The organism is Cupriavidus alkaliphilus (genome assembly GCF_900094595.1).
GTDB lineage: Bacteria > Pseudomonadota > Gammaproteobacteria > Burkholderiales > Burkholderiaceae > Cupriavidus > Cupriavidus alkaliphilus.
This window is the reverse complement of record NZ_FMAD01000010.1, coordinates 93,829-114,349: the sequence shown is the minus strand read 5'-3', so window position 1 is coordinate 114,349 and position 20,521 is coordinate 93,829. Positions and strand designations below refer to the sequence as shown.

Annotated in this window: 24 protein-coding genes and 1 pseudogene; 10 read left to right on the top strand and 15 right to left on the bottom strand. The window is 65.3% G+C overall.

Annotated elements, in window-relative coordinates; genetic code table 11:
* Positions 1-5 precede the first annotated feature (5 nt).
* Positions 6-788: an SDR family oxidoreductase gene (locus GA0116996_RS20640; protein WP_092315330.1), complete on the bottom strand. Its 783-nt coding sequence runs from the start codon at positions 786-788 to the stop codon at positions 6-8.
* Between the two features lie 95 nt (positions 789-883).
* On the opposite strand from GA0116996_RS20640, the gene GA0116996_RS20635 reads away from it, so the two are divergent.
* The 6 genes and pseudogenes from GA0116996_RS20635 (at position 884) to GA0116996_RS20615 (ending at position 5,262) form a co-directional block, all read left to right on the top strand.
* On the top strand, positions 884-1,666 hold the full coding sequence (locus GA0116996_RS20635) for a GntR family transcriptional regulator (RefSeq protein ID WP_092315328.1): 783 nt from the start codon (positions 884-886) through the stop codon (positions 1,664-1,666).
* Between the two features lie 413 nt (positions 1,667-2,079).
* On the top strand, positions 2,080-2,640 hold the full coding sequence (locus tag GA0116996_RS28095; RefSeq protein WP_141693750.1) for a PAAR domain-containing protein: 561 nt from the start codon (positions 2,080-2,082) through the stop codon (positions 2,638-2,640).
* Entirely contained in the window at positions 2,637-3,257 is a 621-nt protein-coding gene (locus GA0116996_RS20630) for a hypothetical protein (RefSeq protein WP_092315326.1), read from the top strand. Before GA0116996_RS28095 ends, GA0116996_RS20630 begins: the two co-directional genes overlap by 4 nt.
* Positions 3,254-3,802 (top strand): hypothetical protein, encoded by a 549-nt coding sequence (locus GA0116996_RS20625; RefSeq protein WP_092315324.1) that lies wholly within the window; start codon positions 3,254-3,256, stop codon positions 3,800-3,802. The genes GA0116996_RS20630 and GA0116996_RS20625 overlap by 4 nt, the downstream gene beginning before the upstream one ends.
* 102 nt (positions 3,803-3,904) lie before the next feature.
* Positions 3,905-4,312, top strand: a pseudogene (locus GA0116996_RS20620) (transposase); the annotation flags it as partial.
* Positions 4,313-4,629: 317 nt separating this feature from the next.
* Complete coding sequence (locus GA0116996_RS20615; RefSeq protein ID WP_244159929.1) at positions 4,630-5,262, top strand: hypothetical protein; 633 nt, start codon at positions 4,630-4,632, stop codon at positions 5,260-5,262.
* 11 nt (positions 5,263-5,273) lie between these two features.
* Here GA0116996_RS20615 and GA0116996_RS28310 read toward each other — a convergent pair whose 3' ends face one another.
* A complete protein-coding gene (locus tag GA0116996_RS28310; RefSeq protein ID WP_167355533.1) occupies positions 5,274-5,642 on the bottom strand; it encodes a hypothetical protein in 369 nt (122 codons plus the stop codon).
* A 418-nt stretch (positions 5,643-6,060) separates the two neighbouring features.
* On the opposite strand from GA0116996_RS28310, the gene GA0116996_RS20605 reads away from it, so the two are divergent.
* Both GA0116996_RS20605 and GA0116996_RS20600 read left to right on the top strand, forming a co-directional pair.
* The gene (locus GA0116996_RS20605; RefSeq protein ID WP_092315318.1) at positions 6,061-6,471 is read left to right on the top strand and encodes a hypothetical protein; all 411 of its coding nucleotides are present in this window, start codon (positions 6,061-6,063) and stop codon (positions 6,469-6,471) included.
* A complete protein-coding gene (locus GA0116996_RS20600; RefSeq protein ID WP_092315316.1) occupies positions 6,468-6,926 on the top strand; it encodes a DUF2846 domain-containing protein in 459 nt (152 codons plus the stop codon). Before GA0116996_RS20605 ends, GA0116996_RS20600 begins: the two co-directional genes overlap by 4 nt.
* Positions 6,927-7,019: 93 nt before the next feature.
* Here the strand turns inward: GA0116996_RS20600 and GA0116996_RS20595 are convergent, their stop codons facing one another.
* The 10 genes from GA0116996_RS20595 to GA0116996_RS20550 form a co-directional block, all read right to left on the bottom strand.
* Complete coding sequence (locus GA0116996_RS20595) at positions 7,020-7,418, bottom strand: DUF350 domain-containing protein (RefSeq protein WP_092315314.1); 399 nt, start codon at positions 7,416-7,418, stop codon at positions 7,020-7,022.
* Positions 7,419-7,479: 61 nt separating this feature from the next.
* Positions 7,480-8,205, bottom strand: coding sequence for a hypothetical protein (locus GA0116996_RS20590; protein WP_092315312.1), 726 nt, complete (start codon positions 8,203-8,205; stop codon positions 7,480-7,482).
* A gap of 3 nt (positions 8,206-8,208) precedes the next feature.
* Positions 8,209-9,384: a glutathionylspermidine synthase family protein gene (locus GA0116996_RS20585; RefSeq protein WP_092315310.1), complete on the bottom strand. Its 1,176-nt coding sequence runs from the start codon at positions 9,382-9,384 to the stop codon at positions 8,209-8,211.
* Complete coding sequence (locus GA0116996_RS20580) at positions 9,384-10,778, bottom strand: saccharopine dehydrogenase NADP-binding domain-containing protein (RefSeq protein ID WP_092315308.1); 1,395 nt, start codon at positions 10,776-10,778, stop codon at positions 9,384-9,386. The genes GA0116996_RS20585 and GA0116996_RS20580 overlap by 1 nt, the downstream gene beginning before the upstream one ends.
* Positions 10,779-10,963: 185 nt before the next feature.
* Positions 10,964-11,908: a formimidoylglutamase gene (hutG, locus tag GA0116996_RS20575; RefSeq protein WP_092315306.1), complete on the bottom strand. Its 945-nt coding sequence runs from the start codon at positions 11,906-11,908 to the stop codon at positions 10,964-10,966.
* 2 nt (positions 11,909-11,910) lie between these two features.
* Positions 11,911-12,672, bottom strand: coding sequence for an amino acid ABC transporter ATP-binding protein (locus GA0116996_RS20570; RefSeq protein WP_092315304.1), 762 nt, complete (start codon positions 12,670-12,672; stop codon positions 11,911-11,913).
* On the bottom strand, positions 12,669-13,337 hold the full coding sequence (locus tag GA0116996_RS20565) for an amino acid ABC transporter permease (RefSeq protein ID WP_092315302.1): 669 nt from the start codon (positions 13,335-13,337) through the stop codon (positions 12,669-12,671). The genes GA0116996_RS20570 and GA0116996_RS20565 overlap by 4 nt, the downstream gene beginning before the upstream one ends.
* Before the next feature lie 18 nt (positions 13,338-13,355).
* Complete coding sequence (locus GA0116996_RS20560; protein WP_092315300.1) at positions 13,356-14,111, bottom strand: glutamine ABC transporter substrate-binding protein; 756 nt, start codon at positions 14,109-14,111, stop codon at positions 13,356-13,358.
* A 78-nt stretch (positions 14,112-14,189) separates the two neighbouring features.
* On the bottom strand, positions 14,190-14,984 hold the full coding sequence (locus tag GA0116996_RS20555; protein WP_092315298.1) for an IclR family transcriptional regulator: 795 nt from the start codon (positions 14,982-14,984) through the stop codon (positions 14,190-14,192).
* Between the two features lie 132 nt (positions 14,985-15,116).
* Complete coding sequence (locus GA0116996_RS20550) at positions 15,117-15,776, bottom strand: methyltransferase family protein (RefSeq protein WP_092315296.1); 660 nt, start codon at positions 15,774-15,776, stop codon at positions 15,117-15,119.
* 141 nt (positions 15,777-15,917) lie between these two features.
* On the opposite strand from GA0116996_RS20550, the gene GA0116996_RS20545 reads away from it, so the two are divergent.
* Positions 15,918-16,244, top strand: coding sequence for a nucleotide pyrophosphohydrolase (locus GA0116996_RS20545; RefSeq protein WP_092315294.1), 327 nt, complete (start codon positions 15,918-15,920; stop codon positions 16,242-16,244).
* A 51-nt stretch (positions 16,245-16,295) separates the two neighbouring features.
* Here the strand turns inward: GA0116996_RS20545 and GA0116996_RS20540 are convergent, their stop codons facing one another.
* Together GA0116996_RS20540 and GA0116996_RS20535 are read right to left on the bottom strand one after the other, a co-directional pair.
* Positions 16,296-16,796 carry a DUF2938 domain-containing protein gene (locus tag GA0116996_RS20540; RefSeq protein ID WP_092315292.1) on the bottom strand — a complete coding sequence of 167 codons (501 nt, stop codon included), beginning with the start codon at positions 16,794-16,796 and terminating at the stop codon, positions 16,296-16,298.
* Positions 16,789-17,688: a class I SAM-dependent methyltransferase gene (locus GA0116996_RS20535; protein WP_092315290.1), complete on the bottom strand. Its 900-nt coding sequence runs from the start codon at positions 17,686-17,688 to the stop codon at positions 16,789-16,791. The genes GA0116996_RS20540 and GA0116996_RS20535 overlap by 8 nt, the downstream gene beginning before the upstream one ends.
* Before the next feature lie 65 nt (positions 17,689-17,753).
* Between GA0116996_RS20535 and GA0116996_RS20530 the strand changes: the two genes are divergently transcribed.
* Positions 17,754-18,197, top strand: coding sequence for a helix-turn-helix domain-containing protein (locus GA0116996_RS20530; protein ID WP_092315288.1), 444 nt, complete (start codon positions 17,754-17,756; stop codon positions 18,195-18,197).
* 12 nt (positions 18,198-18,209) lie between these two features.
* Here the strand turns inward: GA0116996_RS20530 and GA0116996_RS20525 are convergent, their stop codons facing one another.
* On the bottom strand, positions 18,210-20,009 hold the full coding sequence (locus tag GA0116996_RS20525) for a methyl-accepting chemotaxis protein (protein ID WP_092315286.1): 1,800 nt from the start codon (positions 20,007-20,009) through the stop codon (positions 18,210-18,212).
* Positions 20,010-20,521 lie beyond the last annotated feature (512 nt).

Sequence of the window (20,521 nt, the reverse complement as noted above, 5' to 3'; positions counted from 1 at the left end):
GCGCGCTAGCTGAGCGCCTGGGTCAGGCCGTCGACGACCATTTCCTGGCCGTGCACATTGGCGGCCTGGTCGCTGCAAAGGAAGCGCACCATGTTGGCGATGTCGCGCATCGTCACCATGCGCTGCAAGGCCGCCTGCGAGGTGTAGTTGCGCGTGACTTCCTCGAGCGGCTTGCCGAGCGACTCGGCCTTCGCGGCGATCACGGCGCGGATACGCGGGCCGTCGACGGCACCGGGCAGCACCGTGTTCACACGGATGCCATCCGCGCCCAGTTCCAGCGCGAGCGATTTGGTAAAGCCCACCACGGCCCATTTCGAGGCGGAGTAGGCGGAACGGCCCGGCATGCCCAGATGTCCGGCAGCGGAAGACAAGTTGACGATCGACGGCGAGCGCCCCTGCCGCAAGCGCGGCACCGCGGCGCGGGCGCACAGGAACTGGCCGGTGATGTTGACGGCAAGCGTGCGCTCCCAGTCGGCCAGCGACAGGGTTTCCACACCACCAGTCGGGCCGGCAACCCCGGCATTGTTGACCAGCACGTCCAGCCCGCCGAAGGCGTCATCCACCGCCTGGAACAGCGCCTCGACGTCGCTTTCCTTCGACACGTCGGCCCGGATTGCCACGACGCCGGGCAACTGGGCACCGACGCGTTCGAGGCTGTCGCCGGCCACGTCGCACACCGCGACGCGGGCGCCCGCCTCCACCAGGGCCCGCGTAATCTCCAGGCCAATCCCGTCCGCGCCAGCGGTCACCAGTACGCGTTTGCCGTCTAGCGATTCATCCTTCCACATGATTCCAATCTCCTGGGAACAGGCCGATGCCTGCCTTCCGGACGAAGATTAAAACTGTGATCACAGATCAAATATAGAGAATAACCCTATGTGCTATGCTTCGCGGCATGCCCCTGAACGACCTTGTCACGCCTATTGTCCGCCAGACGCTCAGCCGAGACGTCTACACACAGCTGCGCGACCTGCTGGTCAGCGGCCAGATGATGCCGGGCGAGCAGATTTCGCTGCGCAACATCGCCGCCGCACTGGGGGTCAGCGTCATGCCGGTGCGCGAAGCGGTGCATCGGCTGGTGGCCGAGCAGGCCCTCGAACTCACGCCTAACCGCGCGCTGCGGGTGCCACGCATGAGCGTCAGCCAGTTCGAGGAAATCACGAAGATCCGCATCGAGCTCGAGGGGCTCGCCACCGCCACCGCGGCCGAGCGCATCACCGATGAGGAACTGAGGCAGGTACAGGCACTGCACCGCCGGTTTGCCGACGAGATGGCCAAGCGCAATCCGGACGGCGCGGACGTCATCGCCGCGAACCAGGCCCTGCACTTTGCCGTCTACGCGGCGGCGCGCATGCCGATCCTGTTGCAGATGATCGAGTCAACGTGGCTGCGCATCGGCCCGATCCTGAACCACGACCTGCGCTCCGGATCGCGCCGCGTGGAAGAACGCGTGGCGGTCAAGCATCACGACAAGCTGGTCGAGGCTCTGCGCAAGCATGATGGTGCAGCGGCCTGCGCGGCGCTGCGTGGGGATATAGAGAGCGCTGCGGCATACATTGTCTCGGCGGGCGTGCTGGTGAATGCGGACAAGGCCGAAGAGGCGGCCGTCGCACTGGTGCCAGTGAAACGGGCCGCGAAGGCGGGGCGGGCGGGGGCGAAGCGCTGAGCCAACCTTCGGGCGAGCAGAATCAGCGAATTCTCGCCAGGCGTAAATCGCCAGCCAAATAGCGCAGCAACATGCTTCACCGCGGGGACTCCGGTCATAGGTCGTTCGAGCCGACTTGGCCGGCGCATTGCGCAGAGCCAACGATAACTCGCTCGTCGCGGCCGCAAGCACCTCTTTGCGTGTAACGGCGCGCTTCAGCCGATTGCCGGGATCCTGCGCAAAGCTGCGGGCACGTGCCTGACGCCGACATCCGGCATGGCTGGACAAACTCGCCGCCGCCCACCAAAGCTTGTTCCGCGATTTTCCCGCATGCTGGTCCCTCACGAAGAGGAACAACTTTAAGGTTAGCCCTATGGAGGCCCGAACCGAGGTTGGTTAAACCTCGGTATCAGATCGGTCAATCTGAAGCCACCATGCCTGACATTCGTTACGCACTTCGAAACGGGGATAAGACCAGTTCGAACGGGACACTTATCGCCACTGGCCAGCGCATGTTTCATCATGACGTAACGGTGGGTGTCGAAGGCGACTATGCAACCTGTCCCGCTTGCAAGGCAGGTGGGCCCGTCATGAACGATTGCCATCCTTCGTTCGACATACAGGGGAAGCAGATTCTGGTAAGTGGTGCCCGCGTCTATTGCAGGTGCGCCGCACGACCGGTCGTCATTCCTTCGCAATGCGACTTTAGTATCGAAGTGCAAACGGCCGGTCCTCACACATTGTCGCTATCCTCACAAGGATTGGGCTATGGCGAAGACGAAGCGGCCAGGGACATGCGAGTCATTGAGCAATACTACGAGCTTGTTGATGCCGATACAGACAAGCCGGAGTATGGCTACCGATATGACCTGTACATTAAGGATCAACCGCTTACGCGGAATGCCGAACTTCGCGAGACGTCTGCAGCCGTGCGCGGCGATGTCGAGGGGCACATCGTCCTATGGCTGGACAAGCCGACTGAAGGACGAGCATGATGGATTCCACCAAGCTCACTTCGGAAGAGCGCTTGCTGGCTGCCATCGCCTATGGCGAATCCTCCACGCTGGATCAATACGAAGAGATGGCAGCGCTGGCAAGCGTTATGGTTCGTCAGATGAAGGCACGCGGCTATTCATCTATTGATGCCTTCACATCGAAGGATAAGAACTTCTCCTTTGTGCGAACAGACGGTAACGCACGCTACGCCAAGTTGATGAAGGCCGCTGAAAAGGACGTCGAACGGAGCGCGCCCATGTCAGATGCGGTGAGGGCAGCAAGGAATGCCCTTTCAGGAGGCGTGGACCATTCGAAGGGGGCGTACTTTTGGGATGGGGCGGACATCAGGTCCAATTACAAGCATCATGCGAAGGTAAGGTCTGGCATCCACTTCACAGATCCAGCGCACAATATCTACGGCATCAGCGGGTCAGAGAGGACGAAGATTCTGTATAGAACCGTTCGAAAGAAGGTCAACGGACAAGTCAAGACGGTAAGGGAGGAGGTTGGGCGCTATTCTTGGGTCTATGAGTCTACGGCGGCTGCGGGAGGGACGATCTTTTGGCGATATGGCCAAGACTGGATGACCGTTACACGCGCGAAGGAGTACAAATGACGCGAACCGTTCTCGTAGCTTCGCTGCTTGCGCTTTCCGTTACCGCTCACGCCGAGCAACTGCCGGCGGCCATCATCGACAGTTGCCTGCTCTTCGACAGCTCGTCGGACGCATCGGTCTCAGTTTCCCAGATTGAGGGAAATGCGGATCTTATAGACGACGTTACTGTGCCCGGGTATCAGTTGTTCATCCCCGGTGGCGCAAACAACAAGCTCCCGGTTGGCTACGCTAGCAGCAAGCGCGGTAGCAACGACTTCATCTTCGTCGGAGCGCGCCGCGGGTACATCAGACGTGCGGTCGCTCTTGGAAAGCACCGACCCTCGAGAATCGAGCAACCGATGCTGGCTGCCTACGCTGTGCTTAGCCAACACGGGCGACGATACGTGTGCTTAATGGAAAGCAACGGAAGCGGAAGCGCCGCCTTTGTACGGTCAGCCTACGTGGGACGGATCCCGTCGTCGCAAGGTGCGAAATTGAAGCTGTATTACAAGGTGGCCGATGTGAAGCCATCACAAGCCGAGTCAATCGGAAACACGGGTAAATGAGGTTCTGGCCTGGAATCCGCAATTCGGCGTTGCCGATGTCGTCTGGTGCTCGGACCTGTCAGAAATTTTGTGTTTAGGCCATGACATGTCGAAGGAGCATGTATGCCACGCAGAACCAAGACGAGCCAGGCCGCCGACCGTGAGCTGCCGACCATCCCCGAGGACTTGAGTGCCCATTTCGTCAAGGGCCCGATGACTGCCGAGGCGGTCCAGGACGCTTCGATGGCGTTCAAGAAGGCCCTGATCGAACGCGCCCTGGGCGCTGAGCTCGGCCATCACCTGCGCTACGCGGCTGGCGCCGAGCGCCCGGCTGGCACGGTCAACCAGCGCAATGGCAAGAGCGCCAAGACCCTTCTGACCGACGACGGCCCGCTGCGGGTAGACATGCCGCGCGACCGCGACGGCAGTTTCGATCCAATTCTGATACCCAAGCACGAGCGGCGCTTCACCGGGTTCGACGACAAGATCATCGCCAGGTACGCCCGGGGCATGACCGTGCGCGAGATGCGCCCACCCAGCAAGACGGGAGCGCGGTCAATGCATCCAGTACAGGCAACTACGGATCAAGCAGGCACCTTAGGGCGTGCCGTCGCCACATGGCCCTGCATCACAGCATTAGCTCTGGCTGCGGCGTCGATGGCCGCGACCGTCCTGGCCGCCGATGTTGTACCTGACGGCGGCACCCGAATGATGTTCTGGCTCCAGACCGATATCGACATTCCACTGGCAGCGCCGTTCGCTGGAGTGACATTGCTCAATCAATACGGCCTGGACTGGTCTGCATTTCGCAATCAGAGCCAGCGCTCGAAGGATGCAAAATGAGTGGAGTGAAATTCGTCGTTCTCCTGTTAGCGATCGCCTGCTCGGGCTGCTTCCACTCTCCCCCAAACTATCCCGGTGCGGGCGGTGAGAACATCAATCCATCTCACTATGTTGATGCAGCATGCCTTGATTTAACTGGTCAGTATGATGGGAAAGGAGTGCTCCTGGACGGTGATGCCACTGCGCAAGGCTGGGCAAGGACTAGGCGCTTAGACAATGTATTCCCATTTGTGAGTGCGGAGGAGGTGTCCGCGATTGACAAGGCTTCTAAGTCTCAGACGGGGAGATTTCAATACCCGGAATATGGACAAGTGTCACGGGTCAGTGAGCGATTCTTTCAAAGTAGATTCTTATATCCCAACGGAAAATCTGAAATTCAGCGGTTCTCCTTTGAAGACAAGAAGCGCTTCATTTGTACCGGGGTTGAGGGAAAGATAGCCTGGGGTGGCTCGAGCAAAGGAGGTCGTTCCGAGTTCGGGCCGAATACATCCGATTCAATGGCTATGCTTTACTTCGACGAGAATGGCAACCTTATCTATGAGAAGTCTACGCAGATTCACACGAGCATGTTGCTTGGCGCTATTCCAACTGGGACGGTCAACCACTTTGCAAGATATCGGTTCAAGCGAATCCGATGAAGAGCGGCCTTTTACATCCCCCAATGGATCGTGAGGGAGATCTGCAAGGCATTGAGCCGCTCGAGGTCGAACCACGAATCGGTACACCGCGAGCCAAAGTAGGGAAATTGATGACAGAGATCGGAACGGCGCTCGATCAGACCCAGCAATCGAAGGAACGAATGTGAAAGGATGGACAATAGTTGCGATGTTGGCCCTGGTCTGTTCGGGGTGCCTTCATTCCCCACCGAACTACCCCGGTGCTGGAGGCAATAATCTTGATCCAGCAGCGTATGCGGCAGCGGATTGCCCGGATTTGAGCGGGCGGTATGAGGGGATTGGTGAACTCGTCGAAGGGGATGCAACAGCGCAACAAGCAGCGAGGAAATGGCGGCTTTCAAATGTCTTTCCCTTTCAGGACAATCGTCAAGCGCAGGAAGTGCTCGCTGCGTCCCGATCAAGCGACGGGCGGTACGCGTCCCCTACTTATGTCATGGTGACAATGGCAAGCCGTATTGCGAAACTCAATTTGCGTTATGAGAATGGAAAATCGATTGAGTATGTTTCCTCCTTTGAGGACAAGGGGAGATTTGTGTGTACTGGTGCAAATGGAATAATTTCTTGGGGAGGGGCGAGCGACGGCGGGCGATCTGAGTATGGACCAAATCGCTCCGACTCGGTCGTCACTCTGTATCTAGATCCTTCTGGAAACCTCATTCTTGAACGGGGCATGCAGGTCCACATGAGCCTGCGACTTGGCGCAATCCCGACCGGAACGGCTAGGTATTTCGCGAAATATAGATTCAAGCGGATTCAATCATGAAAGCTCCCTTCCTTTGCAGCCCAAGCCGCGCGCGGCTCGCCGCGGGCTATTGCCTGGCGCTTTCCGCCTGTGCCCCCATGATTGCGACGGTCCCATCGACTATCGAGGTCACCCAACCAAGCGTGGCCGCACGACGCATCCAGATCCTGAGCGCCACAACCGTCCAACTTGACACGGGCTATTCCCGCACGCTGCCTGAGAGGTCAGTCTGGTCGAGGGTGGGTCGTGTTCCGCAGGGCGACGTTTACCGGGCCATCGGCACCATTTTCACGATCGAGGGCCGTCAGGTCCACGAGGCCTACCTGGTCATCCGCGACAAGACCTTGGTGGGCTTCTATTTGCCAGGGGAGCAGAATTATTCCCCGCTATCCACAGCAGTACCTTTGAACTTGGGAGAATCGGAATGAAACGGGTTGCACGCATGCTGATCGCCGGACTGGCGGTATCTTCGCTGCTGGCGGGGTGTGCTTCGGGTGTGAAACACGCCGACATGGCAGCGTCGATACCGACGCTGAAGCCGAACGAGGGTCGGGTCTACTTCCTTCGCTCGGCGTCGATGTTCGGCGCCGCGATCCAGCCGGATCTGCGTCTTAATAATCAGGTGGTGGGAGAGTCCAAGCCCGGCGGCTTTTTCTTTGTGGACCGGCCTGCCGGCAAGTACGTAGCCTCCGCTGCGACCGAAACCGAGAAGACGCTGAGCTTCGTGCTGGATGCTGGCGAGACGAAGTACGTGCGCAGCTCACCGTCGATGGGGCTGATGGTGGGCCGCGTCGTGCTGGAATTGGAAACGCCGGAAAAGGCGCAGGCCGACCTTGCTTCGCTGAGCTACACCGGCGACGCGGTCAAGACGCCGGCGAAGTAAGCGCCGTGACAGCACTGCCTGGGTGTCCTGGTTGGGACACCAGGCGGGGGCGCTCGGCGCAACCCGTCGCGTTGCCGGTCCCGGACCGCAGTCTCACGTCAAACAAGCCGCATTCACCACCCCCACCGACAACGAAATCACCCCCATCACCGCCCCCACCCCCCGGTTATCACTGGCAATCGCCTCACCCACACCCCCCAGCGCCCGCGCCGCCACCAGATAAGCCACAACCTGCACCGCAAACGCCCCGAACGCCCACAGCAAGAACATCGCAAACGTAGCGTTGTGCTGGATGCTCGACGACAAAGTCAGCGAGAACCCCAGCACCGCCCCGCCCAGCGACAATGCCGCCGCGACGTTCCCTTCGCGGATCAGCGTGAATTCCCGATGCGGTGTGACCCGCGTATAGACGAGCAGGAACAATCCCAGCATGGCAAAGCTGGTGACGATGTAGATCAGGTAGGCAAGCGCCGGGTGCATGGTATTGACCATTGGATGGACTCGTTGTCAGTTGTCAGGGTTTGCTAGCGAGATGGCGAACGGCGGGCGTCGTTCAGCCGCCGCCGGAGCGGCCGGAGCTGCCGAAGCGGCTGGTGAAGCCGCCGCGAGATACCACCGGTGCGCGCGACACGGCTGCGGAGCGCATGGTCAGGCCCATGGAGCGTCCGCCGCTGAGCGAGCTGCGGCGTACGGTGGCTTCTTCCACCATGGCGGCGCGCGGGGTGGCGTTGGTGAAGGACTGCGTGGGCGTGCCGTTGCGGTCGTAGACGTGCATCGGGCGCAGCGGGCCGGACGACATGTCGCGCTGGGTCTGGGTGCCGTTGGGATGGTAGACGGTGCCGCTGGCGGTGTAGTACGGGCCGTACCAGCGCGCGTAGTACGCGCTGCTGCTGTGCGTGGTGCCGGAGCTGCCCGCGGCTTCGCTGGCGGGGGCGTTGAGGCTGGAGCTGTAGATGGTGCTGGGGTCGTCGAGCGGCACGCTCTCGCAGTCGTTGGGCGTGTTCCAGTCGGCTTCGCAGTCTTCCAGCGTGGCGTAGCTGGCGCGGCGCACGGTTACGCCCGGGTCGTCGTCGGCGTCGTCGCTGCAGGAGCCGAGCACGGCCACGCTGGCGACCACGGCGCAGGCGCCGACGATCCACAGCGCGGGCGAGCCGCCCTGCTTCTTCTGTTCGGCCTGGTAGGCGGCGATGCGCGGCGACGGGCCGCCGGAGCCGCCCCTGCCGGGCTGATATGGGCTGCCGTACTTGGAGCGCTTGGTGCCCTTCTTCTTGTTGGCCATGGCTTACGCGTGGGTGAAGTAGTGGGGGACGAAGAAGCTGGTGTTCTTGGCGATGGGCCCGGATTCTTCGCGCACGCACAGGCCGCTGGGCACATCGTCGACGATCCAGACGCCGAGCGTGGTGTAGCGGCCGTCAAAGCGCCGCGCCGGTTCGTAGGCCTGGTAGATGAAGCCTTCTTCGCCATACTCGCCGGGATTGTGGACGCGGTCGCCTTCGGGGGTGACCAGGGTCACGCTTTCGCCTTCGCGCGACAGGAAGGGCTTCTTCGCGTGCGGCCGGGCGGCGAAGTGGCCCGGGTCGAAGCTGGCTTCGATCAGGTTGGGGTGTCCCGGGAACAGCTCCCACAGGATCGGCAGGATGGCCTTGTTGGACAGCACCGCCTTCCATGGCGGCTCGACCCAGCGCACGGGGCTGTGCGCGAGCTGGTCGCGGTAGTCGGAGGTGGCCATCCATTCCCACGGGTAGAGCTTGAACACGACTTCCATCGGCACGTTGTCGGCGTCGTAGAAGTTGCCGTGGCCGTCGGTGCCGATCTCTTGCAGGTCGACCAGCTTGACCGACCAGCCGGCCTGCAGCGCGGTGTCCATCAGGTACTCGGTGTTGCAGATGTCTTCCTGGCTGTCGAACATGCACGCCAGGTGCAGCAGGCTGGCGTTGCGGTAGTGGTTGCGCAGCCACTGCCAGCGCGCCACCAGGGCGTCGTGCAGGCTGTTGAACTGGTCGGCCTGCGGCTGCACGGCGTCTTTCCAGTACCACTGGGCGACGGCGGATTCGATCAGCGAGGTCGGGGTGTCGGCGTTGAACTCGTACAGCTTCGGCACACCGTGCGGGTCCAGCGTCATGTCGAAGCGGCCGAACAGCGTGGGCTCGTCGCGGTCCCACGAGGTGCGAATCAGCTGCGCGAAATCCTTGTCGATGGCCAGGCGCGCGAACAGGTCGTGGTCGATCACGTGCTGCACGGCTTCCAGGCAGCGCTGGTTCAGGTCGTACGCGGCGGCATAGAGCGTTTCCACCTCTTGCTTGCTGAAGGCGTAGGCGGCGTCTTCGCGCCAGTAGAAGAAGGTGTGGTCATCGACTTCGCGCGGGACGTTGAACTCGTCCAGCGAATGGAAGTGGAAGCCCACCTTCTCGAGTTCGCGCGGCCAGTTGCGGCGCGGGGTTTGCGGGATGCGTTGCATCAGCAGGCAAGGGTCAGGAGAGCGGGATCGGGCCGGACCTTGGCGTGGTCCAGCAGGAAGTCGGTGAAGGCGAGCGAGGTGGCACCGGGCCGCGGCAGCCAGTCGGTGAACTGCGTGCAAAGTGGCGCCCACCAGTGCGCGGCATCGGCCAGCACCGGGCCGAAGTCGAGCGCATCGGATTCCACTACGCCGCGCGACGGGTTGGCCAGCATCCACTGCATGCCGGCGACCAGGCTCGATGCCACCTGCAGGCTGGTGGCGGTGTTGTACGGCGCCAGCGCGCGCGCACGCTGCACCGACAGGCGCGAGCCATGCCAGACCGCGCCGTGCCGGCCGCTCATCAGCAGCACGCCGAGCTCGTCTTCGCCGCACTGGATCTCGTCGCGCAGGATGCGTTCGCCGCGCACGCGCGGGGCGGCGCGGTCATCCAGCCATTGCATCGAGGCCTGCGTGGCGGTGGTGGGGCGGTAGGCGTAGTAGACGGTGGGCCGATACAGCGGCTGGCCGGCGCGGGTGTCGGTCAGGTACTCGGCAATCGAGATCGATTCGTTGTGCGTGATCAGGTAGGCGTCGAACGGGCCATGCACCGGCGACCACGACCGCACGCGCGTGCGGTGGCCTGGCCGGTCCAATGCGATCGCCGCGCCGCTGCCATAGCCGTGGCGGTAGCCATCGGGCGGCAGCGCCGGCTCATGGCTGCCCCAGCCCAGTTCGGCGTCCTGCAGGCACTCGGTGATAAAGCCTTCGGCGGACCAGGTGTTGGCGAATTCGCCGTCGCGCGGATAGCCGGGGGCCTGCTGGCTGTCGTATTCGGCCACCTGGACGACGCGTACGTCCAGCGCGCGCGCCAGCGCGGCCCAACCGGCGCGATCCCGGGGTTCCGGCTGATGTATTTCCGCCTTGCTGGCCAGCGCCATCAGCGCGGCCTTGACCAGCACCGAGACCAGGCCCGGGTTGGCGCCATGGGCGACCAGCGCGGTCGGGAGGGCCTCGCGGCCGCGGGCGAAGGCCAGCATCTCGTGGCGCAGCGCGTAGTTGCTCAGGTGCGAGGCCTGCGCATCGGCTTCATAGTCCCAGGGTTCGATGCCGGCATCGACATAGAAGGCGCCATGCGCTTGCGCCAGCGCGATCAGGTCGCGGCTGCAGACGGACGGGGCCAGGTTCAGCAGGAAGGCGCCGGGCCGCAGCAGCGGGCCTAGCGTTGCTTCAAAATTGGCCGCGGTGATGGCGGCGTGGATGGCATGCAGCCCGTGCCGGACGACCAGCGCCTGGCGAGCGTGGTCCAGCGCGCGGTCGACCACGGTGATCGCCGCAGCCGGCCAGGCTCGCTCCAGCAGCGGCAGCACGGCCTGGCCGATGCAGCCAAAACCGACGATAACGATGTGTTCGATCACGCAGACCCTTCCGCCCGTAACGCGGCAAGGTGGCCCGCGCGCGGACGCGGCCAAGGCCGCGCCGGCGCAGGACTGCCCTCGCCTGGTTTTATCAATTCTGATCAGAATCGCTAAATCTAGCGAAGGGCAATACTATCGCCGCGCGCGGCGGCTGCCAACTGCCGGAAGGGTATGCGGTCTGACTGTCAGCGCAACAGGCGCCAGGCCAGCCGGGCCGCCACGCGCGCGCCCTGGTGGTCGCGATCGTACTGGGGGTTGTACTCGGCGAGGTCGGCCACGCGCAGCTTGCCGCTGCGGCGGATCAGCCGGGCCACGTCTTCCACCACCGGCAACGGCACGCCGTAAGCGGCGGGCGCCGACACGCCGGGCATTACGGCGCCCGGCAGTGCGTCGAGGTCGATGGTCAGGTAGACATGGTCGGCGGCATCGATGCGCGCCGCCAGTTCCGCCAGCCGCGCTTCCAGGTGGCGTTCCTGCATGTCGACGTCTTCCACATAGCAGACGCCCAGCGCCTCGGCGCGACGGAACAGCGCCGGCGTATTGCTGAGCCGGCTGACGCCCAGGCAGACATAGTCGAACGGCTGGCCGCGCTCCGCGCAGGCGTGGGCGATCTGGTCGAAGGGCGTGCCGGAGCTGGCGGGCCGGCTGGTGCGCAGGTCGAAGTGGGCGTCGATATTGACGATCAGCACGCGGCCGCCATCGTCCTGCGCATCCAGGTGCGCGCGCAGGCCCTGCCACGTGCCCCAGGCCACTTCATGGCCGCCGCCCAGCACCAGCGGAACGCCGCCGCGCGCCAGGACCGCGCGCACCGTGTCGGCCAGCGCCTGCTGCGCCGATTCGAGGTCGCCGTCGTCGCAGTCGACATTGCCGGCGTCATGCAGCACCGGCAGGCCGTGCGCCGGCACGTTGGCCAGTGCCTGGCGGATGGCGTCGGGGCCCTGGGCGGCGCCGGGGCGGCCCTGGTTGCGCAGCACCCCGGCATCGCAACGGAAGCCGAGCAATACCGGTGCGCTGCCCAGGGGCGTGGCGTCCGACGGGTCCAGCGCCTGCACGATCCGGAACAGCCGCGTGGTGTCGCCCTGCTCGCCGTGGTCGACACGGCCTTGCCACGGATGATGGGTCACTGCCATGCTCACGCCCGCGTCAGCACGGCCTGCAGGAAGCCGCGCGTGCGTTCCTGCGTCGGCGCGGAGAAAATGACCGACGGCGGTCCCGCTTCGATGATGCCGCCGCCATCCATGACGACCACCACATCGGCCACTTCACGGGCAAAGCCCATTTCATGGGTGACCACGACCATGGTCATGCCTTCGGCGGCCAGCAGCTTCATCACCTGCAGCACTTCGCCCACCAGTTCGGGGTCCAGCGCGGAGGTCGGTTCGTCGAACAGCATCACGCGCGGCTCCATGGCCAGCGCGCGGGCGATGGCCACGCGCTGCTTCTGGCCGCCTGACAGGCTGGCCGGCATGGCGTGGGCCTTGTGCGCCAGGCCGACTTTCTCGAGCAGGCTGAGCGCCTTGCGCTCCGCGTCCTCGCGCGAGACGCCGCGCAGCATGCGCGGCCCCACCGTGACGTTGTGCAGCACCGACAGGTGCGGGAACAGGTTGAATGACTGGAACACCATGCCCACTTCGGTGCGCAGCTGGTTCAGTTCCTGCTCGCCGATCAGCTGGCCGTCGGTCACCAGGCGCTTGCCGACGATGTCGATGGTGCCGGCCTCGGGCTGCTCCAGTCCGTTGCAGCAGCGCAGGAAGGTGCTCTTGCCCGAGCCGCTGGGGCCGATCACCACCACCACCTGCGACGGCTCCACATCGAAATCGATGCCGCGCAACACCGTGTGGCTGCCGAACGATTTGCCCAGGTTGCGGATCCGGATGATTGCGGAATCGCTCATTGCACCATGCCTCCCATGCGCATCCGTTGTTCTGCGCGGCGCAGGATCAGCCCGGCCGCGCTCGTCAGGATCAGATAGACCAGCGCGATCGCCAGGTAGACCTCGAGCGAGCGGTACGACACGCTGATGATCTTCTGCCCCTCATGCATCAGGTCGGCGATGGTCAGCAGCGACACCAGCGCCGAGTTCTTGATCAGGGCGATGAACTCGTTGCCCAGCGGCGGGATCATGCGCACGATGGCCTGCGGCAGGATGATCGCGCGCATGGCCTGCCCGGACGACATGCCGATCGAGCGCGCGGCTTCCATCTGGCCCTTGTCCACCGACTGGATCGCGCCGCGCACGATCTCGGAGACGTAGGCGCCGGAATAGATGCCCAGTCCGATCACGCCGCACACAAAGGCCGGCAGCAGGATGTTGAACTGCGGCAGGCCGAAGAACAGCAGGAACAGCTGCACCAGCAGCGGCGTGCCGCGGATGAAGGTGACATAGGCGGTGCAGATGCTATAGATGATGCGGCGCTTCGGGTCCAGCCGGCCGATGCCGACCAGCAGCCCCATCACGCAGCCCAGCACCAGCGCGCACGCCGTCACCTGCACGGTGATGACGGCACCGTGGAGGATGTCGGGCCACCCGGCGAAGACGGGAGAAAAATCCAGTTCCATGATGTCGGTCCGCGTGGCTTACTTGGCGGCGCTGCCGAACCACTTCTGGGTCAGCTTGGCGTAGGTGCCGTCGGCCTTGACCTTGGCCAGCGCGGCGTTCAGCGCGCGCGTCAGCTCGGGCGTGTCCTTGCGCACGGCCATGCCGTATTCCTCGGTGGTCAGTTGCTGCTCCACCATGCGCAGGCCGCCGCGGGTCTTGACGTATTGCATCGCGGCCGGCTTGCCGGTCACGGCGGCGTCGGCGCGGCCGATCTCGACCAGGTTGAACATTTCCTGGTTCTTCTCCACTTCCACGCGCTGCACCTGCGGATACGTGTCGCGCAGGAAGCTGACCGACTTGGTCCCCACCTGCACGCTGACCTTCTTGCCGTTCAGGTCTTCCGGCTTGTTGATGGTGTTGTTGCCGCTCTTGACCAGCGCCACCAGGCCGCCGGTGTAGTAGGGCTCGGTAAAGTCCACCACCTTGCGGCGCTCGGGGGTGATGTAGATGCCGGACACCGCCATGTCGAAGCGGCGCGAGACCAGGCCCGGGATCAGGCCCTTGAAGTCGATGTTGGTCCATTCCACCTGCTTGCCCATGGTCTTGGCCATCGCCTCCACCAGCTCCACGTCAAAGCCGGTGCGCTTGCCGTTCTCGATGAATTCCATCGGCGGGAAGGTGGCGTCGGTGGCCACGCGCAGCACGTTGCTGTCCTGCGCATGCGCGGCGGTGCCGAGGGTCAGTCCGGCCACGGCCGAAACGGCGGCGATCAGGCATTTGCGACGAAGGTTCATGGGGGTCTCCTTTTTTTCCGGGAACGGGAAATCTGCCGTCGCGCGGAGGTGCGCACGGCGGTAATGGTTGCTTGGGTTTCAGTAAGACTGCAGCCGCGCGGAAATCCGCATGGCTGCCGCCACGGTCATGTCGATCAGCGCGCCTTCGCGCCCTTGCCGGCGCGTGGCCGGCACCATCAGGGTGATGGAGCCCAGCGCGTCGGCCTTGGCGCGGCGCGAGAACAGCGGCGCGCTCACGCCCCACACGCCCGGATCCACTTCGCCTTCGCTGACGGCATAGCCGGTGTCGCGAATGGCGGCGAGTTCCTGCAGCAGCTGTTCGGCTTCGGCCGGCTCGCACTGCGCGCGCACCAGGCGCTCGCGCGCCTCGTCGCGCATGAAGGCCAGCAGCGACTTGGCCGACGCGCCCGCGCGCAGCGGCACGCCGCGGCCTTTCTCAAACGAGCAGCGCAGCGACTGGCGGCTCTCCACCATCTCCAGGCACACCGCGTGATCCTTGACGGCCACCACCAGGCCGACGCTTTCATCGGACTGCTGCGCCAGCAGCCGCATATCCGGCAAGGCTTCGCGGGCGAGGTGCGAGGCCATGTCGAAACCGAGGGCGAGCTGCAGGCTGATCGGGCCCGGCGCGTATTCCCCATCGGACTCGAGCACGAAGCCCCAGCGCTTGAGCAGCATCAGCTGGCGGTAGAGGGTGCTCTTGGGCAGGCCGGTCCGGGCCACCAGCTCGCGCACCGTGATCGGCGCGCCGTGCTGCGCCAGCGCGGCCAGCACGAACAGCACGCGATCGGCGCCGGCCGCGGGCTGGGCGGATGCGGCGGGCGTGGTCGCCGCAGGCGCGGGGGCGATGGTGGAGTCGACTGCATTCAACATGGGGCCCAAGAATAGGACCGGATTCCCGGAAATCAAAACTGCCAGTCCCGGAAAATGGGAATGCGTGCCTAGGGATAACCCTTGGTGAGCGGGAAATTCATCGCGGAGGTGCCCGCGGCGCCGCTTCGTCGATCAGTAGATCCCCGGCAGCAGGCGCCACGTCCTGGCGCAGTACGACGCGTACGCATCGCCAAACTGATCGCGCAGCAGCGCCTCTTCCGCCCGGATGCGCGCCAGCAGCGCCGGCACCATCAGCAGTGTCAGCACCACGCCCACGCCGGAGCGAAAGGCCAGTACCCATCCCAGCGAACTGATCAGCAAACCGAGGTAGCTGGGGTGCCGGATCACGCCGTAGATGCCGGTCGTGACCAGCGTGTGCCCGGGCTGGATCGCCACCAGCCCGCTGAAGCGCCGCCCCAGCACAAACACGGGCCACAGCCGCAGCACGCCGCCGCCGGCGAACAGCGCCACGCCGATCCAGCGCATGGTGTCGCCATCGATGGTCCAGACGCCGATGCGGTCGGTAAAGGGCGGCAGGTACGCCGCCAGCAATCCGAGCACGCCGAACACGGCCAGCACCCAGCGGTTGCCGCGGTCCTCGCGCATGCCACTGCTGAGGTTGCCCCCGGAAAAGAGCGCGGCGGCGGCCAGGGCGAACAGCACCCCGGCCAGCGCCACGCGTGCCGGGTGCGCGAAGAAGGGCGCGATGCCGCCCCAGCCGGCGATGGCGATGGCCAGGTAGGCGGTCGTGCCGGCCAGCGTGGCGAGCGCCATGCCAGGAGTCGGGCGCATGGGGACCTCCGTTGCGACGGTGGATGCACAAGCGAAGGGTAAGCCTGGGCCGGCCAGGATGTCGAGGGCGGGCAGGTCATGCTTAAATCTGCGTCTCGCGCCCGCCGGCTCCCGGTACGCGGCTAACCCTATCGCCACGCCATGACGTCCCTGATCGATATCAAGAACCTGCAGCAAGCCGCCTACGACTTCGGCGAAGCCCGTCACTGGGGCAAATACCACAGCCCCAAGAACCTGGCGATGGCACTGAGCGTCGAGGTCTCCGAACTGGTCGAGATCTTCCAGTGGCAGACCGAGGAGGAATCGCGCGCCATCATGGCCACGCCCAAGCGCGAGCACGTGGAGCAGGAGCTTGCGGATATCACCATCTATCTGACCCAGCTGGTGACGGCGCTCGGGGTAGACCTGGACGCGGCGGTGCGGGCGAAGATGGAGATGAATGCGAGGAAGTATCCGGTGCCCGAATAAGCCCCGCGCCGGCATGGCGCGATGGCGTGCGCGCAGATCTGGGGGCCAGCGCTATCCCGCTACCAGCCGTATCACCCAACCCGCCCCATACAACCCCATCCCGAACACCGCATGCGTCACCAGACTATGCAGCCGCGCCACGTTCGGCCTTGGCGTGCGGCTGGCCGCGATGCCGGCGCCCATCGCGGGCTGCATCAGCAGGAAGGGCGCGGCAACGCTGCCGAGGCCGACGATCAGCGCCGGTGCCAGCGTCGGCCGGTGCGTCCAGTCGAGACCCCATAAGGCCAGCAATATTCCCGCAAACGCGATGCCGGTCAGGTAATGGGCGATCCAGCCGATGGCCTGCTCGCCGCGCACCGGTGGCGTGGCGGCGATGGGGTGATGGCGGAAACGTCCGCGCGGCAGCCAGCCGAGCCAGCGCCCGACCAGGCCATAGTTCAACGCGGGCACGCCGAGCAGCCGTTGGCGCAGGATGGCCCAGGCGTCCATGACCAGCGTGGCGCCGGTGCCGATCAGCGTAGCGTGGAGCAGCATCGCGGTGGTTTCAGGCATGGTCCCGGTCCCGGTCCCGGGCAATGGGCGAAGCGGCTGCGGTCGCGCGGGCCGTGATGGTCCAGCACGCCGCGGTGTAGCGTACGGTGTCGCCATGCACATAGGGCGCGAATGCGGCGCGCACGATGTCGATGACGCGCGCGCGCGTGGTGGCGTCGGCGCCTTGCAGCGCCAGCCCGATCGGGCCCAGCCGGGACAGGTAGCCGGTCAGGGCCGGCTCCGGCAGGGTGCAGGTGACATCGGTCGGGACGATGTCGATATCGTCCCAGCCGCTCGCCTGCAGGATCGACAGCACGCGCTCGCGGTCGCCGAAGGCGAACTGACCGGGTGCACCGGGTCGCCGTGGCGGCAGCCCGGGCAGCAGCGGGGCGGCGGCGCGCTCGGCGGTGGTCATGAAGGGGTTCTCGGCGGCGCTGCGCCAGGCGATGCAGTGCAGCGTGGCGTCGGACGTCGCGGCCCAGCGCAGGTTGGCGAAGGCGAGCACCGGATCGTCGAAGAACATCACGCCCAGGCGCGACACGATCAGGTCGAAGCTGGCCGGGGCGAAGGCGTGCTCCTGCGCATCGGCGTGGACAAAGCTTGCGTCGATGCCTTCGCGCTGGGCGCGGGTGCGCGCGGCGGCGAGCATCGGCGCGGAAATATCGATGCCGGTGCAGCGGCCTTTCACACCGATGTGCCGCGCCAGCGCCAGCGTGGTGCTGCCGGTGCCGCAGCCCACGTCGAGGATGCGCTGCGCCGCGGCGTTGCCGGCGGCCTGGACCAGTTGCGCTTCCAGGGGCCGGAACATATTGTCCAGCAGGCCCTGGTGTTCGACCCAGGCCTGGCCGGAGGCGCCGTTCCACAGTGCGGCCTGCTCGCCGCCGTTGCCGCTGGTTTGCCGTTGTTCACCCATGGTCTTACCCCCTTGTGTGGCTGGAAGCTACACTGTGCCAGTTCAAGTGGACTTGAGGTCAAGACGTGAAAAGCCTGGATATTGCGGAGGTGGCCCGGCAGGCCGGCGTGCCGGCCTCGACGCTGCGGTATTACGAGGAAAAGGGACTGATCGCGTCGATCGGCCGGCGCGGGATGCGGCGCGTGTTCGATGCGGGCGTGCTGGAGCGGCTGGCGCTGATCGCGCTGGGGCGGGCCGCCGGCTTCTCGCTGGACGACATTGCGCGGATGTTCTCGCCGCAGGGCCAGCCGCGCATCGACCGGCAGATGCTGGCGGCCAAGGCCGACGAGCTCGACCGGACCATCCGCAAGCTGACGGCGATGCGCGACGGACTGCGGCATGCGGCGGTTTGCCCGGCGCCGAGCCATATGGAGTGCCCGACCTTCCGCAGGATCGTGCGGGCGGCGAGCACCGGCGCGATCGGCGGGCGGCGCGAGCATCCGCCCGTGCCGCCGGCCAAGGCGCGATGACTGCCGGGGATCTCAGCCCAGCCTGAACTGACCCACCGCCCCCGCAAGGCTGCCGGCCTGCGCCTGCAGCGCCGCCGCCGCCGCGGTCGACTGCTCCACCAGCGCCGCGTTCTGCTGCACCATCTGGTCCAGCTGGCTCACCGCCATATTCACCTCTTGAATGCCGCGAGTCTGTTCCATCGCTGCGTGAGTGATCTCGTTAATAATGCCGGTCACTTTCGAGACGTTGCCGACGATCTCGCCCATGGTGTCGCCGGCGCGGCGAACCTGGTCGGAGCCCGAGGCGACGCTGCCCACGGTGGTTTCGATCAGGGTCTTGATCTCGCGCGCGGCCTGGGCGCTGCGCTGGGCCAGCGCCCGCACTTCGCCGGCGACCACGGCGAAGCCCCGGCCCTGGTCGCCGGCGCGCGCGGCTTCGACGGCGGCGTTGAGCGCCAGGATGTTGGTCTGGAAGGCGATGCCCTCGATCACGCCGATGATGTCCGACACCTTGACCGACGCGGTCTCGATCTGGCCCATGGTGCTGATCACTTCGCCGATCACCACGCCGCCGTCGGCGGCTACGCGCGAGGCGGCGGCGACGGAGTCGTTGGCGTGCTGCGCCGAACTGGCCGACTGGCCCACGGTGGCGGTGATCTCTTCCATCGAGGCGGCGGTCTGCTGCAGGCTCGCGGCGGCGGACTCGGTGCGGCGCGACAGGTCCATGTTGCCGGCGGCGATTTCGTCGGCGGCGGCGCGCACCGATTCGCTGGCGTCGCGGATCTGGCGCATGATCGAGCAGAGCTTGTCGGCGAAGGTGTTGAAGGCGCGCGCGATCTGCGCGACCTCGTCGTTGCCGCCGGCGGGCAGGCGCTGGGTCAGGTCGCCGTCGCCCGAGCCGATCGCGTCCATGGCGTCGCGCACGGTGGACAGGCCGCGCAGCGACATCGTCGCCACGCCCCACACCACCGCGGCGGCCACGCCGGCGATCAGCACCAGCGCGATCACTGACGCGATCAGCACCGAGCGCATGCCGGCGGTGGCCTCGGCCTTGTCGAGCGCGACGATGACCATCCAGTCGGTGCCCGGGATGGCGCGCGCACCCAGCAGCTTGGCGCTGCCGCCGACTTCGACTTCCAGCGGCGTCTTCGCGCCGGCTAAAGCGGCCAGCTTGTCGGCGCTCAGCGCGGGCACCAGGTCCGTGACGGGCTTGAGCGTGAGCTTGTCGTCGGTGTGCGCGACGATGTCACCGTTCCTGGCCACCAGCATGCCGAAGCTGGCCGGCGACGGGTGGATCGCCTTGACGTTGGCGATCACGGTATCCATTGCCACATCGCCGGACACCACGGCCTGCACGGTACCGTCGCGCACCACCGGCGCGGCGAAGGCCACCACCAGCTTGCCCGTGCCGGCATCGACATAAGGCGGCGTGACCACGGGTTTGCCGGCCGCGGCCGCTTGCCGGTACCACGGACGACCGGTGGGGTCGTAGCCGGGCGGGATGCCTTGCGGGTTGGAAAACTTCGCGGTCTTGTCGGCGTAACCGACGTACACATTGGTGAAGCCGCCGGCCTGGGCGATCTGCCTGAGCGCAGCATCGGGTTCGGGCTGCAGCACGGCGTCCTGCAGCGACTCGATCATCCGGCTGTGCGAGGCCACCCAGTCGACGATGGCGCTGGCGTGTCCGCTCTGCACGGCGGCGAGGCTGCCGTCGATGGCGTCTTCGTTATAGCGATTGGCAACGAACTGGTTCAGTGCCGTGTTGATGGCGAGCGCGGCGACCACGATGGCGACGCACAGGGCCACGATCCGCGCGCGGATGGTAGTGAACATCAAGGGGAATCCTTCGTAAGGAATCGTTGGGGGCGTTTGCAGCAAGCTGCAGCGTGGGATTTCCACCCCGCTGTATACGGTGCGCGGCCTGCCGACTTGAGCGATGTGATGCATATCGCGCGCAGTACGCAGACGTTGACGAAACAATGCGGTGAATTCGTGCGCGAGCCGGCGCTTGGGCGGGCTGGCTGCCGCGATGCTCACCGATACGCGGGCCGAAACCGAGGCGTCCGGACGCAGCCTGTCCGGCGCTGGCAGTGCAACGCAATAAGCGTCGCGTTGCGGCGCAATGGCAGCGCCGGGATCGATGTGTGCCGGCAAGGGGCCGGCCGCAGCAGAGCCGATGCCGCATTGCATGGAATCCGGCTGGTCATCGCCCTTGTACCTTCCGGTAGCAGCCATGACCGGTCATGCAGACAAGGCGCGGACTTTTTCACAACGTATTACAAAGATTTACAACGGTTATGCGAACCTCAACATAAGCTCCGATCACCCCACAAACAACAATGCGG